We start from the raw sequence: 15352 nt of genomic DNA, 5'->3' as shown, positions 1-15352 counted from the left end.
AGTGGCACTACATCGCGCCCGGCAAACCGACCCAGAATGCCTTCATCGAGAGCTTTAACGCCCGCCTGCGCGATGAACTCCTCAATGAGACGCTGTTCACTTCGCTCGCACAGGCGCGAGCCGTGCTGGCCGCCTGGAAAGACGACTACAACAACGCCCGGCCGCACAGCGCCCTGGGCAACCTCACGCCGACCGAATACGCCAAACGCAACGCTCTTGGGCCGCAACGGGACGGGACGCTGCGCTATGCCGAGGGCTCCGCGCCCCGCCCCGTTGCTTCACCGAGCCCCTTGGGCTCATATTCAACCGGGACTCTTTCCATTGCTGGATGAAGCGAGGGGCTCAGACCACTTCGTCCGACAAACGGGAGGGCACATCAGGATCTATAGTGAATTGGGTCATGGCACAGCGGTTAAGATCTATCTTCCTCGATCCCAGACCGACGCCGCCGATAAGCAGGTAAACCGCCTTTCACCGACTGTAACAATGTTAGGTGGCAACGAAGCTATATTGGTTGTCGAAGCCATGACGACTTGCGGGCGTATTCCTGCGGAGTTCTCCGTGACCTCGGATACCAAGTGTTTGAAGCGGCCGATGCGGCGTCAGCTCTAGCTCTTCTTGAATCCTCTCGGTCCATTGATCTGCTTTTTACCGATGTTGTTCTGCCGGATAGGCTTCACGGCAAAAACATTGCTGATCACGCAAAGAGGCTGCATCCCGCGACCAAGGTTCTATTCACAACAGGCTACACGCGCAATGCAATAGTCCACGACGGCCGCCTCGTTGCCGGCGTCAATCTCATCAGCAAGCCGTTTACCTTTCGGGCATTGGCCGAGAAAGTCCGGAAGATACTCGACGAGAAGTGACCAACTCCGCTTCCGCACAACCAGCCGCCCTGACGACGCAATTCTCTCGTTTGGATGCAGCTCTCAGGGGGATCGGGATTCCGATCAGCCAAAGCAGAATGGGCGCGGTATCTTCCTTGATTTCAATGCCGCAGATGCCGGGTACTATCACGGAGACTGCCGCCCTCGTCGCCGCGAGGCAGTGCTGCAGTCAGCCAGAAGGCAAGAGACGCTATTGCCTTGCGCGCGGTATCAATATCAGCCTTCACTGGAGTCAGGACGTCTTCGACGCGCTTATCCGCATCGGCCTGACTCATTCCAGCGCCGGGATGCGACGACTTTCGCTGCGTAGTCACATTCCGGTCCCTTGAGGTCACCACCGTGCAGCTTCATGGGATGTCGCGCGTCGTTCTCGCGTTGAGTTGCTCAAGCGCAGAGGGTGGCGCTGAGCCGGGCGTGGCCAGCCAGTCATTGATTTGCAGTGCGGCTTCAGCCTGCCTAACCCGCTTCATCAGCAGCTCTCGTGTAGTGCCGGGCGGCAACTCTTCAGCGGCTTTCCGAAATTTTGCAGCTTCATCCGCGAGCCGCTGACTAAAAGGAATGGATTGCTTGATGCGGCGCCGCATAACGGAATCTCCCCGAACTCCCCCGCCTGGCAGTCTTGACATCCAACGCGCGACGTTCGACTTAGGTTCCTCCGCGGAACGAGCATTGGAACTCACAGCCTGCCCTCAAGACCGAGGGTCGATGGTCAAAGCTTCAGTGGGTGCCTACCCATCGCCCAGCCGTTGAGGTAGAAGGGAACCATCGACGTTCTTAGGCGTTCTGGCTTGTTGGCTGGCCAACGGGGGTGTCTGCCAATCTCCTCCCGAACAGCGGCCCGGCGTTGGGCCTCCTCTCGCCCCGAGAGCTTACCCTATGTCCAATGTCGAGGAATTTCCGCTCTCCTCCCGTCGTCAACCGACGGAGTTCGAGGCGCTGGTGGCAGCCGGCCAAGCCGCGCTGGATGCCATTCCTGGGGCGGTTTACCTTTGCGATGCCGAGGGATTGCTGGTCGCCTACAACACCGAGGCGGTGCAATTGTGGGGCAGGACCCCCAACCCTGCCAGAAAGGAACGATTCTGCGGTTCGCACCAACTCTACCTTCTCGACGGAAGTCCGCTGGCCCACAGCGATTGTCCCATGGCCACGGCGGTTCGGGCTGGAACGCCCACGCGCAACGCCGAAGTCATCATGGCGCGGCCGGACGGCTCTCGCTTTACGGCCCTGGTCAACATCCGAGCGTTGCGCGACCACTCGGGCGTCATCCAGGGCGCCATCAACTGCTTTCAAGACATCACTGAACGAAAGCGGATCGAAGAAGAGGTTCGACAGAAAACGCGGGACCTGGAGGACTTCTTCGAGAACAGCGCGGTCGGTCTTCATATCGTCAGCGGCGAAGGCATCATCCTTCGTGCAAACAGAGCCGAGCTGGCTCTGCTCGGGTACAGCCCAGAGGAGTACATTGGCCGTCACATCGCGGAGTTTCATGCGGACGCTCCCGTGATCGGCGACATCCTTCAGCGCCTTTCCTGCGGCCAGCCGCTCGAACGTTATCCCGCGCGGTTGCGGGCGCGCGACGGCTCGGTGAAGCATGTACTGATTACGTCAAACAGCCGATTTGTCGACGGCAAGTTCGTCAACACACGTTGCTTCACCCTCGACGTCACGGAATTGCAGGCTGCCAACGAAGCACGGCAGGCCAGTGATGCCCGACTTGCGGCAACGTACGAGGCTGCAATCGTCGGCATATCGGAGGCAGACGAGAGCGGCCGCTTCTTGCGGGTGAACGATGCACTTTGTGGAATAACTGGGCGCTCACGCGATGAATTGCTCAGAATGACGTTCCTCGACTACACCGATCCGGATGACCGGGCAAAGGACGCCGAACTCTATGCAGCTCAGGTGCGCGGCGAGGTCGAGAACTACACGATCCGCAAGCGTGCTCTGCGGCCCGACGGCTCGGTACGCCATCTCGATATATCGAGTTCGTCGGTGCGCGACCCGAGTGGTCGCTTCCTCTATGGCGTGCGTGTTGCCCAGGACGTCACCGCCACAAAGCAGCTGGAGGATCGACTGCGTGAAGGCGAGCAGCGCATGCGCGATCTCCTTGAGGCTCTGCCCGCGGCGATCTACACCACCGATGCAGAGGGCCGGATCAATTTCTTCAATCGCGCCGCGGTCGAGATGGCGGGTAGAACCCCCCAGCCTGGCGATGAATGGTGCGTAACCTGGAAACTCTATTGGCCCGACGGTTCGCCTCTGCCGCACGATGAATGTCCAATGGCTGTCGCGCTGCGTGAAAATCGCTCGGTTCGCGGGGCGGAGGCCATTGCCGAGCGTCCGGACGGCAAACGCGTGCCTTTCATTCCTTATCCGACGCCGCTGCGCGACGCGGACGGAAACTTGGTCGGCGCCATCAACATGCTCGTCGACATCAGTGAGCGTAAGCTGGCAGAGAATGCCCAGAAGGTGCTCATCGACGAGCTGAACCACCGTGTCAAAAATACGCTTGCCACTGTACAGTCCCTCGCGAGCCAGACCGCCCGCCATGCTGCCGATCTGCAGGAATTTCTGCCGACTTTTACAGGACGGCTGTTGGCCCTCGCGCGTGCCCATGACCTTCTGACAAGACGAAATTGGCAAGATGCCCCGTTCGAGCAAATGGTCCACGATATCGTCGCGCCGGTCTCCGGCGGTCGGGTTGTCACGGGCGGGCCGAACGTCCATCTAGACGCGCGCACGGCGCTAAGCGTCACCATGGTGCTCAACGAGCTTTTGACGAACGCGGCAAAGTACGGCTCCCTATCTGTACCGGGTGGATCCGTGTCGCTCGTCTGGAGGGTCGTCGACGGCGAACGGGCTCAATTCATGTTAGCATGCGAATGGAGCGAACGCGGAGGTCCCCCGGTTGCGCCACCTAAGCGGCGCGGGTTCGGCACGCGGCTGATGGAGCGTTGCGTCGAACATGATCTCGCCGGCGAGTTCGACCTGGTGTTCGAGGCGGAGGGTACGCGCTGCCGCATGAAGTTTCCCATTAGGGTCACGTCCACCAATGTCTGAAGTATCGGCCGCCAGGGTTCTCCTCGTCGAGGACGAGGGCTTGGTCGCCCTTATGATCGAAGACATGCTGGAGGAATTGGGCCTTAAGGTTGTTGCCTCTGCGGCTCATCTCAATACGGCATGCGAGTTGGCGACGACCGGCTCATTCGATCTGGCCCTTCTGGATGTCAACTTGGCTGGAGAGCTTGTTTTCCCGGTGGCTCGCGTCTTACGCGAGCGGGGGATTCCGTTCCTATTCAGCACGGGCTACGGGGCACCCCCCCTCGACGAGGAGTTCAAGGGTGCCCCCGCGATTGGTAAGCCCTTCTCCATAGACCAATTGAATGAAAAGTTGCGGACGCTTCTATCGCGTTCCTAAGCCCGCCACGGATCAAGCACTTCATTCCACCACCAGGTCGCTCGATCCATCAGTCCGGCTTCTCGGCGTTGATGTGCAGGATAAAGGGAGTGTTTTGAAACTCGTCAGACCTCCATCCGCCATTCCTGCCGGGCACCAGCTTTCCATCAATACCCTGCAGCGTCTGCCCCGCCACTACGGTCGCTTCTTTCCACGCCGCGTGCTTGTCCGGCAATTCCTCGCCGATGCGATCAACCTCCGTGTGTTCGTGAGTAACATTGAGGCAATAGCGCGGCATCGCGAATGACCCCAACTTCAAAGGTACTTTCGCAACGTCCTTGTTTGCTAGCCGTTCCGCATTCACCCTCGATCCACAAGCCTGGCTTTACAGCGTTCGAGCTGATCTATCTGAAAAGGTTTGGTGAGAAGCGGGCGATCCTGAAATCCGTCCGGCATTCCGTCAGCCCCGTAGCCACTCGCAAAGGCGAACGGGATCTTACGCTCGGCGAGGACCGCCGCGACCTGCTAGTGCGGCCAAGCAAAACATCCACCACAGCGCAATCATATTGGCGTTGTTGGCGAGCTCCAGGGCGGTGGCCAGATCACTGGCTTCGGCCACAACGGTGTGGCCCAGCTCTGCGAGCACGTCGGCTATCATCATCTGGATGAGTGCTTCATCCTCAACAAGCAGCACCGAAGCCACAAGCCGTCTCCAATGGCTTCTATTGTCGAGTGATCTTTGCTGCGCTGGGGAATACACGCAGCGCAGCAGCCCGCAGCTCCTCCAGGGTGGTGTGCCCCGCTTCGGCAACTGCAAGAAGCTGTTCAGCAATGACCTTCCGGCTCTCATGGTCACCGCCGTTCGGAAGCTCACGGCACGTCTCTTCCAACACGACTTCCATAGTCGACTTCACGCGATCCGACAGCGTCATCCGGCTTCTCAAGAGCTCGACAACCTACTTTCGACAATATGGAGCTGAAGAGCCGGCGCCGTCAACGGAGACTCATCTGCTCTAGCGGGGAGCGCCCACCAGTCCAACAACGCCTGTCATGGAAGGCAATCGCGCTGTCTTTTCGCCGCTACTGGGATGAGCGGGAGCCTGCTATCGCGTACTGGCCGTATTCCGCTCCCGCACCCTGCGAACGACAACCAAGTCGAGATTCCGCTGGAGCCATTTCCCAACGAGTGGTGGGCCTCGCCTGAGGGAGAATTGCTAATTCAAGTTATTGGAGATGCGCTGCAATAGGCGCACGCTCTGCGGCGTGGACGAACTCGCAGATCGCGCCAGACGCGCCATTGCAGATAGCCAGGCACTCCAGCGCGAGCGCCATCTGCTCGTTGAAGAGTGCGGATTTGAGCGATCGGAGCTCAGGCGCGCTGTCCTCGAAAGTGCCATGGAGCGGGCGGAAAGCAAGGCTCGTCGCGGCAACCGCCAGCCGTGACGCCAAACGGCTGTGGAACCAAATTAATCTGTGTTAGTTTCCCTCTGTCACCGGCTGAGGCTCTGCCCGTAGGCGTCGGTGCCTGAGAGATGTTCGCGCTCCCGCCTGCTACTCGAGGGAGACGCGCTGTGTTGGGCACGCTCAAGATCATGACCGACCATATCAATCGCCGGCGCCTCGTTGCATCATTCGAAGCAGAGATGATTGCCCGAGGGCGCAATCAGTTAGCCCTTTCGGAGGCGCTGTTGCGGCAGCCGCTTCCATCGCTGTTTCTCGGAAGCCATCCCTTCGTACCCTGGCCGAAATTGGAGGAGTCCGCTTCTCTGTCCTGAGAGGAGTGGACGCGAGTGAAAATCGGCTATTGGCCCTTAGCTGTCCTTCCGCGTGGATCAGGAACTGGTCCGCTCATGAGAGCAGACCAGTCGCAATACATGGCGCGAACCAGGCGGATTTGGATAAAAACCATCTCCCTCGCTGCAGGTTTGCTAAGGCCGCAAGGTTCGCAAATTATGGTTTGAGCCGGGATAGGAAAAACACTGGTCATCAGTGGCTGGCGTGCGTACGGAACGGCAATTCCCGGCTCTTCTGGTCCGCCTCATGGCGGCGATGAAGTCGGCACTTTGGCGGCCCGCGGAGCGATCCGCTGGGCGTCGATCCCGTGCTAACGGAGCATAGGGGCGCATTCGTCTAGACTACCGGGGACTGTCTGCTGGTCGGCCCCGCTTAGCAGAGCGCGCGGCGTGGCGATCTGAGCAGTGTCGACAGAAGCACAGCCCAGTGGTACAAACGATAAACGAGCGGACTTAATAAGTAGTTGTTTTTGCTGCAATTCGATGGATTTGGCCCCAATCCTTTCCTGGACACCATTTTGGGTTCGGAGCCAAAGAGAACGACCTCAGATCAGCCATCGCCGCGCCGCAGCCGCGCGGACGTGCCGATAAAGGCCAAGATTGATACCACCTGCTTCAATGGCCAAGATTGATACCACCTGCTTCGCATGACCTGCTCACGACTATCCCCTTCCTCTCGCTGAACACGTGAAGCAGCTTTCGACGAGCTGCCTGCGCAGAAGATTGGTTGATGTATCATTGGCTCCGCCGGGGTGAGGAAAGGCGGTAGCGCGCCCCGACTCGAACTCCCGACGGACGAAAGGCGTCCCCCCTAAGCAACTGGTGCGCTCAAGAAGAGTAGAATTAGACTGCGACTTCAATTACATATAAATTCGTAGTTTTGTTCTGAGTGGCGCGCCAACTTAATATTAGGTTGATATCTTGCATATTTGCGGAGCGCCGTTGCAGAGCAATTCGCCGTATTGACCTCCAGATATTTCAGAGGTCATTCAAGTTGGCAGCGCCGCAGAGCGCGATGTTCAATTCTTGCAGGACGATTTCTTCCGGATAGCGGCTCCTCGTTGCCCTCCCGTGACCGAGTCCGGATCCATCCCGTCCCGTCGATTGCCGCTGCTAGTACATCAAACACCGCTGATGTCTTCATGCTACCAGACTGAGGCTTAGTCCGGGAGTCTTGGATCTGTCCCTGTCGGATGGCACGCACGGCGCTCGCTTGGTAATCTCTATAGCACTCGACGGGTGTACTCTCGTTCGGGAAGCGACCAGATCGGATGTCTCAAACGTCGATTGTCAGGGAAAATTCAGACAGGATTGTTAGAGAACAAACTGGGAATAATATAATGCACGTACTTGAGGCTACTCTTTGCTCATTTGCATTACGCCGCTGTATACGAGAACACGAACTGCATCGATCCTAGCGCGAACCACCCGCTGGAAGCGTTGTGCTCTTACGTTATTGAGCACAACGATATTTATTGCGTACTTTGCAATTAACTCGTCGCCCACATCAGCTTTGAGCGACGAGGATTGGGACTCGTGCGTGCATGCGGCCGAAATCGTACCCGATCGCTCGATCCGGGGATGCACAGCGGTTATCCAGGCAGGCGAGCGGATGATCACCCAGTTGGCGGCGGCTTATAACAATCGCGGTGTCGCGCTGCGGTCGAGTGGAGATATCGACCGTGCCATGGAGGATTACGATCGAGCACTTCGTTTGTCCCCCGACTACTATGTCGCGCTCAACAACCGAGGCGTTGCTTTAATGAGCAAGGGAGAGCTTGATCGCGCGATTTCTGATTTCGATCGCGCCGTACAACTGAGGACTGACTACCTCGGTGCCTATTATAATCGCGGGAAGGCACTCGGGCGTAAAGGACTCTTTGATCGTGCCATCGCGGATTATGATCTGGTCATCAAGGCTGATCCGAAGAATCCGACCTTCTTGTTCGAACGCGGAACGATGAAAGCGAACGCTGGAGATCAGAGCGGCGCGGATGCTGATTTCGAGCGCGCCGAATCGCTCAGGTCGAATGGTGCGCGGACGACGCGGCCACGATGAAACTCGCCCAACCTAGACGCCGTTGAACTTGTCAGGCTGATGGGAGCCGCAACTCCGCGTGAAGGCCTCCATTTCTGCCATTGGATAGTTCGACAGAGCCGCCGTGCAGTGTGGCGAGATCGCGGACGATTGCGAGTCCGAGCCCGCTTCCCGGTTTGGCCTCGTCGAGCCGCTCGCCTGGGGCGAACGCGCGGTTTAGTGCATCAGCCGGGATGCCTGGCCCGTCATCAACGATCGTAATAAGGAGCTGCCCCGTCGGGGTATCGCGCGTAGCCTTGATCGAGACAACACCACGAGCCCACTTGCAGGCATTATCGACCAGGTTGGCGACCATCTCGTCAAGGTCGTTGGGATCGACGGCGGCAAGCAATTCCGTCTCGGCTGTATGGACGATCGTCAGCTCACGATGAGCATAGAGCCGCCGCATCGCCGCGGCTATTGATGCGAAGGCAGGTTCGACCTGCGTGATGACGCCAGGCAGGCCGGCGTTGGCTGCGGCACGGGCTCGGGCAAGCTGGAAATCAATCTGGCGCTGCATCCGCCCTGTTTGCTGAGTCAGGACCGCGGCGCCCTCGGTATCACCTCTCGCGAGCAGCCGGCGCGCTTCGTCCGTCAGCACGGCCAATGGTGTCTTCAGGCCATGCGCGAGATTGCCCGCCTGCGTGCGGGCGCGGCGAACCATCTGGGTATTGGCGTCGATCAGAGCGTTGAGATCATCGACCAGCGGCCGAACTTCGGACGGGAAGTCACCAGGCAGGGTTTCTGCTTTGCCCGCGCGAATGTCGCCCAGCGCGTCGCGCAGACGGCGCATGGGACGCAGACCAAACCAGGCCTGCAACGTGCCGGCCCCAATTAGGGCTATTGCCAGTGTGCCGAGTGACAGGGCCAGCGCCTGATTAAAATGTCTCAGTACATCATCGACGATCCGCTGGTCGGCGCCAATTTGAAGCACGTAACCGTTTTCAGCGGTCTGCCACGGTCGCTCATATGCGATCATCGGCTCACCAGCCGGGCCAGCTTCGACTGAGCGAGTAAGCTGCCGATCCGCCCCCCGCGCGGGTGGCGGAAAACGCCGTTGCGGTTCGAGGGAGGCTGATTGTAGGACGATGCCGTTGCGATCGCTCACCTGCCAGTAATAGCCAGTCCCGGGCTGCGCGAAGCGCGGATCACTGAGCCTTTGTGCCAGAGCGACATGTCCGTCGGCCGTGCGGGCCAACAGACCTTCGAGCTCGTCGAGATGACCGATCAGCTCGGCATTGACAAGCTCCGTGACGTGCGCCCGGAACAGCGCGGAAATCGAAACGCCAGCGACAGCGATACCTGTCACGGTCGTGAGAATAACGCCAACCAGCAGCCGGGCGCGCAGACTTCTGACCATCAGCCGAACCTGTAGCCCAGACCGCGCAGGGTCCTGATGGTATCGCGGCCGATTTTGCGTCGCAGCCGACCGACATAGACCTCGATCGTATTCGAGCTGCGTTCCTCATTCAGGCCGTAGAGATGGTCGAGCAACTCGGCTTGCGTCACGACGCGGCCGACGCGATGCAGGAAGAGGTGGAGCAGGCGAAATTCCTGTGCCGTCAATTCGATCGGCTGGCCCGCAACATTGGCGGTGCCGGCAACGGGGTCAAGCACGATATCTCCGTGGCGCAATTCGGAGGTGGCTTGGCCCGCGACGCGCCGCATCAGCGCGCGCAGGCGAGCTGCGACTTCGTCGACGTGAAACGGCTTCGCCACATAGTCATCAGCCCCTGCATTGAGACCTTCCACCTTCTCAGTCCAGCTGCTGCGCGCAGTCAGGATCAGGACCGGTGTGGCGGCCCCGGTACGTCGCAACCTCCGTAAGACCTCGATGCCTGACAGGCCGGGTAAACCGAGATCGAGAACGATCGCGTCGAATTCTTCTTGCAGCGCGAAGGAAAGGGCGTGCTCACCATCTTCCACATGCTCAACGACAAAGCCAAAGCTGGCCAACCCTTCCTTCAGGCGGGCGCCAATGTCCTGATCGTCTTCGACAAGAAGAATGCGAATGGTCATGTCTCCTGATTGCTGCAGTCCGATACTGGATCAACCTGCATTTACGCTGACAGCTTGTGTTCAGACTAGCGTGGCAATCAGGCGTCTAGAAGTCAGTGTTGAGACTCGTGCCAATGTTAAAATTGCTCCTGATAATCGTTCGCATATCAACAATTATCTTGGTGACCCCAGCCTTCGCTCAGCAGGCCGCCGTGCTGTCGATTGATGCACTTGCCAATTCCGTCGTGGCAAGTAACCCCGAACGACGCTTTTATTTCCAGCAGATCGGGCTTGCAGGTGTTGAGCGCGACGCGGCTGATCGCCTGCCGGACCCTGAAGCTGCATTCGAGTTAGGCGAACGCCGGATGGCCGACGGCCTGACAGGTGCACCGAAAGGCGCCGGGCCGACATATGGCTTGTCGATTATGCAGCCGCTCGACTTTGCCGGACGCGGGGCGCTCCGTCGCGCCATCGCCGAGCATCAGATCGCGCTGGCGCGGCTCGGTCTTGCGCAATTCGACGCAACGCTCGCAAGCCGGGCACGCTCTTTGGGATATGCCTTGTTCGCGGCCGAGCGGAAAGCCGCCGCGGCACGCGACGTTGCCGCGCGGATGCGCGAGCTTGCACGCGTTGTGGAGCAGCGGGATCCGGCGGGCATCGCCACCACGCTGGACACGGCCATTCTGGATGCGGGTGCCATCACGGCGGAGCGAAATGCCGCGATGGCTGATTCCGAGACCAGCACGATCGTCTACGAACTGAATCAACTTCGCGGCGCGCCGCTCAAAGCGCGGCTCCGCATTGCTCCGCCCGATATCACGCTGCCCGGCCTTCCGTCGGTCGAGCGCATGGCGCAACAAGCTGGCATCAACAATTTCGAGATTCAGTCGCTGCGCGCGCAATTGCAGCAGCAAGGGTTGCGCGTTGACCTCGCACAAGCAGCGCGTGTGCCGAACGTCTCAGTCGGTCCCTACTTCAATCGCGCGAAGTCAGACAGCCGCGAGACCAATTTCGGCATACGGCTGACGACGACGTTGCCGCTTTGGAATAGCCAGGCTGCTGGCCTCGCACAGGAGTTGAGCCGTCAATCCCAGGGCGATGCGGCCCTGCTCGCCGCCAACCGACGGATCGCGAGGCAGGTTTACGAACAGGCAGCCTACTACGAGGCGAAGCGTCGAGCCCTTGCGGGCTGGCCAGCCGGGGCCACCGAGAAATTTGCGGCCGCAGCTACCGCCGCCGCCGATAGTTATCGCCAGGGAGCGATCCCGATCGCAACTTACGTCGAGATGCAGCGCCAGTATCTGGACGCGCTGTCGGCTCTGCTCGACACGCGACGTGAGGCTATGGAAGCGATGCTTCAACTTCGGGCGCTCAATGGCGGCCGCAGCTTCGACGGCGTGTCCCGATGACGCGGCGGATTCTGGAATGGACAACCGGTCGACCAGCCACGGTGATGATCATCGCTTTGCTGATCGCTGGTCTTGGAATCTGGTCTTTCGTGAATCTGCAAATCGATGTCATTCCCGACATCACAGGCGTGCAGGTGCAGATCAACACGACTGTTCCTGCCCTGGCGCCAGAGGAAATCGAGCGTCTTGTGACGCTGCCCATCGAGCGCAGCATGGGTGGTCAGCCGGGCCTGCGGGAAATGCGATCGCTCACCAAGACCGGACTGTCACAGGTCACGCTCATCTATCAGGACGGCACGGACCAGCTTCGCGCACGCCAATTCGTCAACGAGCGGCTTTCCGCAGTGCGCGACATGCTGCCAGCCGGATCATCGCCGCGCCTCGCTCCGATCACCACCGGGCTTGGCGAAATCTGGTACTACACACTCGAATGGGCGCAACCGCCGTCCGATTTGGACGAGCGGCAACAACTGATGGAGTTGTTCGAGGCTCAGGAATATATCGTGCGCCCGATGCTGCGCGCGATCGAGGGGGTCGCCGACGTCAATTCCAACGGCGGCCTCGAACGTCAGTTTGTCATCGAGCCTGATCTGAAGAAGCTCACGACAGCGGGCATCACGCCGAGCGAGCTTGCCCAGGCTGTTGGCGCCAACGTCGCCAATGCCGGCGGCGGGACCATCACCAAGAACGGCCAACGCTTCACCGTCCGAACCGAAGCGCGTGTCACGACGGCGGAGATGATCCGCGCATTACCCGTGAAATTCGCAGGTGGCGTGCGGCCGCTGACTGTAGCGGATCTGGCGACCGTGACCATCGGCCATGCTCCACGCGATGGCGCCGCGACCACCAACGGCAAGGAAACCGTGCTCGGCACAGTGATGATGCTGGTCGGGCAGAACAGCCGGGACGTTGCCCGGCGCGTCGATGCGCAATTGCCGAACCTGCGCGCCGCGCTGCCCAAAGGCATGATCCTTCAGGTTCAGTACGATCGTTCAGAATTGGTGGATCGCACCATCGCGACGGTCGAGCGCAACCTTGGCGAGGGAGCGTTGCTGGTCGCCGTCGTATTGCTGATCGTGGTCGGCAACTGGCGCGCGGCATTTATCGTCGCGTCGGTCATCCCGCTGGCCTTTCTCATGATGATCTCGGGCATGCATGCGCTCGGTATATCGGGCAATCTGATGAGCCTCGGCGCGCTCGACTTCGGCCTGGTCGTAGATGGCGCGATCGTCGTCGTGGAAAACACATTGCGTCTGATGGGCGAGGCACAGCGCCTCAAGGGGCGCGAGCTGACGGCCGATGAACGCCGTCGCATCGTCATCAACGCTGCGGGGGGCGTGGCGCGGCCCGTGTTCTTCGGCATGGCCATCATCGCGCTGGTTTATGTGCCGGTACTCAGCCTGGGCGGCGTCGAGGGGAAGCTGTTTCAGCCGATGGCGCAAGCCGTGATGCTGGCGCTGGCAGCGGCGCTGATCGTTACCTTTACGCTAGTGCCGGCGCTGTGCGCCCGGCTGCTACGAGGCGAGAAGGTGCGTCAGCCGAGCGTCAGTGAAAAGGAAGATTCTCTCCCGGAGATAACCGCCGACAACCACATCACGCATAACGGTGGCTTCGCCGGCCTCGTGATCCGGGGCTACCGTCCCGTCCTGGACTTCGCCCTCCGTCATCCCGCTGCCCTTCTCGTTCCATCGGCAGTCCTGTTGGCCGTGGCATTGAGGATATTCCTGACCCTTGGCTCGCAGTTTACGCCACGCCTCGATGAGGGCTCCATCACGGCGATGGTCTACAAGCCCGTGGGGATGTCGCTCGACCGTAGCCTTGAGATCGAGCAGCAAACCGAGCGTGAAATTTTGCGTCGCTTTCCGCAAGTGACCCGAACCTTCTCCCGCATCGGCACCAGCGCGGTTGCGACCGACCCGATGCCGCCGAATGAGAACGACCTCTACATCTTCTACAAGCCGCTCGACCAATGGCCGCAAGGTCCGGACATGCCGCGCAACAAGAGCGAGCTGGTTGCGGCGATCGAAAAGGCTGCCACTGCGCTGGCGCCGGAGCAGTCATTCCTTTTCGCGCAGCCTATCGAGATGCGCTTCAACGAAATGTTGGAGGGCACGCGGGCGGATCTGTCGGTCAAGATATTCGGAGACGACTACGACGTGCTTGAGCGGCTCGCCGCGCAGGCGCGAGAGGAATTGCAAGGCGTGCCCGGCACCGCCAATGCCGCATTCGAAGCGGCCAGCCGCACCCACAGTGTGGTGGTCGAGATCAATCACGACGCGATGGTGCGGTTGGGGCTGGGAACCGCCGAGGTCAACCGTGCCATTGCGTCAGCGATCGGTGGGGACGAGGTCGGCTTCATCGCGGACGGAGAGCATCGACACGCGATCGTCGTTCGTATGCCCGAGTCCTTACGCGCGGACACAAAATCGATCCTCTCCCTTCCATTGCGCGTCGGCGCGTCCGGCCTTGTGCCGCTGGACCGCGTTGCAAGTCTGCGCGAGATGAGAACGGTCGAACCGATCCTGCACGACAATGGTAAGCGCCGCGCCGCCTTGATGGTCAATCTCAACACCAGCGACATCGAAGGTTATGTGACCGCAGCGCGTGCACGCCTCGACGGCAAGCTTGCGCTGCCTGAATCCTATCGCATCGAGTTCGGAGGCCAGTTCCGTCAGCTAGAAGCGGCCCGAGCCCGTCTGATGATCGTCGTGCCGGCGGCGCTGCTGATGATCTTCTTGCTCGTTTATTCGGCGTTGGGGAGCGTCCGTCATGCCGCCGTCGTCTATACCGGTATTCCGTTTGCGATCACCGGTGGCGTGCTGGCACTCTGGCTACGTGACATGCCATTCTCGATCACCGCCGCGATCGGCTTTATCGCGGTCTCCGGCATCGCGATGCTGAATGGTCTCGTTCTGATCGATCATATCAATGCGTTGCGGCGGAAGCTGCCTGTTATCGAGGCAGTCCGGCAAGCCGCCACGGATCGGCTCCGTCCGGTATTGTCGACCGCCATGGTCGCGGGAATCGGCTTCGTACCGATGGCGATTTCACAGGGCGCGGGAGCGGAGGTGCAACGACCGCTCGCCACTGTCGTCATCGGCGGCGTCCTGTCGTCCACCGTTCTGACGCTGCTGCTGTTGCCGGCGATCTACCGATGGATGGAGCGCCGCTCCGCAGCCGTCGTCGAACGAGAGAAACAGCCGTTGGAAGTGGAGGTTTCAGCATGAAAAGATCGAATCGGCTCCGTGACGTGGCAATCTTAGCCGCTATGACGTCACTTTTCTTTGTCTCGCCGGCCCTCTCGCTCGCAAGTTCTCCTGTCCATGACAATCAACCCAGTCCTTTCTACGTGCAAAACCTGCCGGCGGAAGTGCGGGCAGGCCTTCAAAAATACAGGAAGGTATGTGGCGATGAATTGACAACAACGCGTGGCTTCAGCCGCTTCATTGACGTTGGGAACGTTCGTCTCATCGCTCTTCATCTTCATGAACTCAGATGTGGCGACCGCCTTACGTTTTGTAGCAGCGGAAAATGCCTCCATCAGGTCTACATGTCGCACCACGGACGATATCATCTGGTGATGAGTGTCAGGGCAAATGAAGTCACGTTGAGAGGCCTGGACAACACTCCGGCGATTGAAGTTGAATGCGGCTTTGGACTACAGCGTATGTGGCGATGGAACGGTAGGCGTTTCATCGGAAGATAGCATCATTGATCAGCCTGACCGGCCAAGTTTCCAGATCGATCTCGAAGGCAAGGCGCCTTTTCCTATGTGCTCAGCGCCGCGTTAC

14 protein-coding genes are annotated in these 15352 nt (G+C 59.9%); 8 read left to right on the top strand and 6 right to left on the bottom strand.

Annotated elements, in window-relative coordinates:
• On the top strand, positions 1 to 332 hold a 332-nt coding region (locus K408_RS0135280; RefSeq protein WP_028146141.1), incomplete at its 5' end, for an integrase core domain-containing protein.
• A 246-nt stretch (positions 333 to 578) separates the two neighbouring features.
• Complete coding sequence (locus tag K408_RS40605) at positions 579 to 866, top strand: response regulator (RefSeq protein WP_051350491.1); 288 nt, start codon at positions 579 to 581, stop codon at positions 864 to 866.
• A 368-nt stretch (positions 867 to 1234) separates the two neighbouring features.
• Here the strand turns inward: K408_RS40605 and K408_RS41640 are convergent, their stop codons facing one another.
• A complete protein-coding gene (locus tag K408_RS41640) occupies positions 1235 to 1471 on the bottom strand; it encodes a hypothetical protein (protein ID WP_024343207.1) in 237 nt (78 codons plus the stop codon).
• Positions 1472 to 1763: 292 nt separating this feature from the next.
• Here K408_RS41640 and K408_RS0135270 point away from each other — a divergent pair, with 292 nt between their 5' ends.
• Together K408_RS0135270 and K408_RS0135265 are read left to right on the top strand one after the other, a co-directional pair.
• Complete coding sequence (locus tag K408_RS0135270) at positions 1764 to 3947, top strand: PAS domain-containing sensor histidine kinase (RefSeq protein ID WP_024343206.1); 2184 nt, start codon at positions 1764 to 1766, stop codon at positions 3945 to 3947.
• A complete protein-coding gene (locus K408_RS0135265) occupies positions 3940 to 4305 on the top strand; it encodes a response regulator (RefSeq protein WP_024343205.1) in 366 nt (121 codons plus the stop codon). Before K408_RS0135270 ends, K408_RS0135265 begins: the two co-directional genes overlap by 8 nt.
• 49 nt (positions 4306 to 4354) lie before the next feature.
• Here the strand turns inward: K408_RS0135265 and K408_RS0135260 are convergent, their stop codons facing one another.
• From K408_RS0135260 to K408_RS39735, 3 genes are all read right to left on the bottom strand, one after another.
• Positions 4355 to 4648, bottom strand: coding sequence for a DUF6894 family protein (locus K408_RS0135260; protein WP_230646536.1), 294 nt, complete (start codon positions 4646 to 4648; stop codon positions 4355 to 4357).
• A 132-nt stretch (positions 4649 to 4780) separates the two neighbouring features.
• Positions 4781 to 4987, bottom strand: a complete 207-nt coding sequence (locus K408_RS43780; protein ID WP_051160783.1) for a response regulator — start codon at positions 4985 to 4987, stop codon at positions 4781 to 4783.
• A 19-nt stretch (positions 4988 to 5006) separates the two neighbouring features.
• On the bottom strand, positions 5007 to 5216 hold the full coding sequence (locus tag K408_RS39735) for a hypothetical protein (protein WP_024343203.1): 210 nt from the start codon (positions 5214 to 5216) through the stop codon (positions 5007 to 5009).
• A 642-nt stretch (positions 5217 to 5858) separates the two neighbouring features.
• Here K408_RS39735 and K408_RS0135240 point away from each other — a divergent pair.
• A complete protein-coding gene (locus K408_RS0135240) occupies positions 5859 to 6059 on the top strand; it encodes a hypothetical protein (RefSeq protein WP_024343201.1) in 201 nt (66 codons plus the stop codon).
• A gap of 1630 nt (positions 6060 to 7689) precedes the next feature.
• Positions 7690 to 8136, top strand: a complete 447-nt coding sequence (locus K408_RS0135235; protein WP_209612057.1) for a tetratricopeptide repeat protein — start codon at positions 7690 to 7692, stop codon at positions 8134 to 8136.
• Between the two features lie 31 nt (positions 8137 to 8167).
• Here the strand turns inward: K408_RS0135235 and K408_RS0135230 are convergent, their stop codons facing one another.
• Together K408_RS0135230 and K408_RS0135225 are read right to left on the bottom strand one after the other, a co-directional pair.
• On the bottom strand, positions 8168 to 9514 hold the full coding sequence (locus K408_RS0135230; protein WP_006022561.1) for a sensor histidine kinase: 1347 nt from the start codon (positions 9512 to 9514) through the stop codon (positions 8168 to 8170).
• Positions 9514 to 10167 carry a response regulator transcription factor gene (locus tag K408_RS0135225; RefSeq protein ID WP_024343199.1) on the bottom strand — a complete coding sequence of 218 codons (654 nt, stop codon included), beginning with the start codon at positions 10165 to 10167 and terminating at the stop codon, positions 9514 to 9516. Before K408_RS0135225 ends, K408_RS0135230 begins: the two co-directional genes overlap by 1 nt.
• A gap of 119 nt (positions 10168 to 10286) precedes the next feature.
• On the opposite strand from K408_RS0135225, the gene K408_RS0135220 reads away from it, so the two are divergent.
• Positions 10287 to 11561, top strand: a complete 1275-nt coding sequence (locus tag K408_RS0135220) for a TolC family protein (protein WP_006022563.1) — start codon at positions 10287 to 10289, stop codon at positions 11559 to 11561.
• Positions 11558 to 14788, top strand: a complete 3231-nt coding sequence (locus K408_RS0135215; protein WP_006022564.1) for an efflux RND transporter permease subunit — start codon at positions 11558 to 11560, stop codon at positions 14786 to 14788. The genes K408_RS0135220 and K408_RS0135215 overlap by 4 nt, the downstream gene beginning before the upstream one ends.
• The last annotated feature ends 564 nt before the right edge of the window (positions 14789 to 15352 follow it).

This window comes from Bradyrhizobium sp. in8p8 (assembly GCF_000426845.1).
Lineage (GTDB): Bacteria > Pseudomonadota > Alphaproteobacteria > Rhizobiales > Xanthobacteraceae > Bradyrhizobium > Bradyrhizobium japonicum_C.
This window is presented reverse-complemented; position numbering and strand designations above follow the sequence as displayed.

Excerpts from the sequence above, each read along its gene's own strand:
- K408_RS0135220 (WP_006022563.1), top strand. The coding sequence starts at position 10,287 with ATGTTAAAATTGCTCCTGATAATCGTTCGCATATCAACAATTATCTTG.
- K408_RS0135265 (WP_024343205.1), top strand. The coding sequence starts at position 3,940 with ATGTCTGAAGTATCGGCCGCCAGGGTTCTCCTCGTCGAGGACGAGGGC.
- K408_RS0135230 (WP_006022561.1), bottom strand. The coding sequence starts at position 9,514 with ATGGTCAGAAGTCTGCGCGCCCGGCTGCTGGTTGGCGTTATTCTCACG.
- K408_RS0135270 (WP_024343206.1), top strand. The coding sequence starts at position 1,764 with ATGTCCAATGTCGAGGAATTTCCGCTCTCCTCCCGTCGTCAACCGACG.
- K408_RS0135235 (WP_209612057.1), top strand. The coding sequence starts at position 7,690 with ATGATCACCCAGTTGGCGGCGGCTTATAACAATCGCGGTGTCGCGCTG.
- K408_RS0135215 (WP_006022564.1), top strand. The coding sequence starts at position 11,558 with ATGACGCGGCGGATTCTGGAATGGACAACCGGTCGACCAGCCACGGTG.
- K408_RS39735 (WP_024343203.1), bottom strand. The coding sequence starts at position 5,216 with ATGACGCTGTCGGATCGCGTGAAGTCGACTATGGAAGTCGTGTTGGAA.
- K408_RS41640 (WP_024343207.1), bottom strand. The coding sequence starts at position 1,471 with ATGCGGCGCCGCATCAAGCAATCCATTCCTTTTAGTCAGCGGCTCGCG.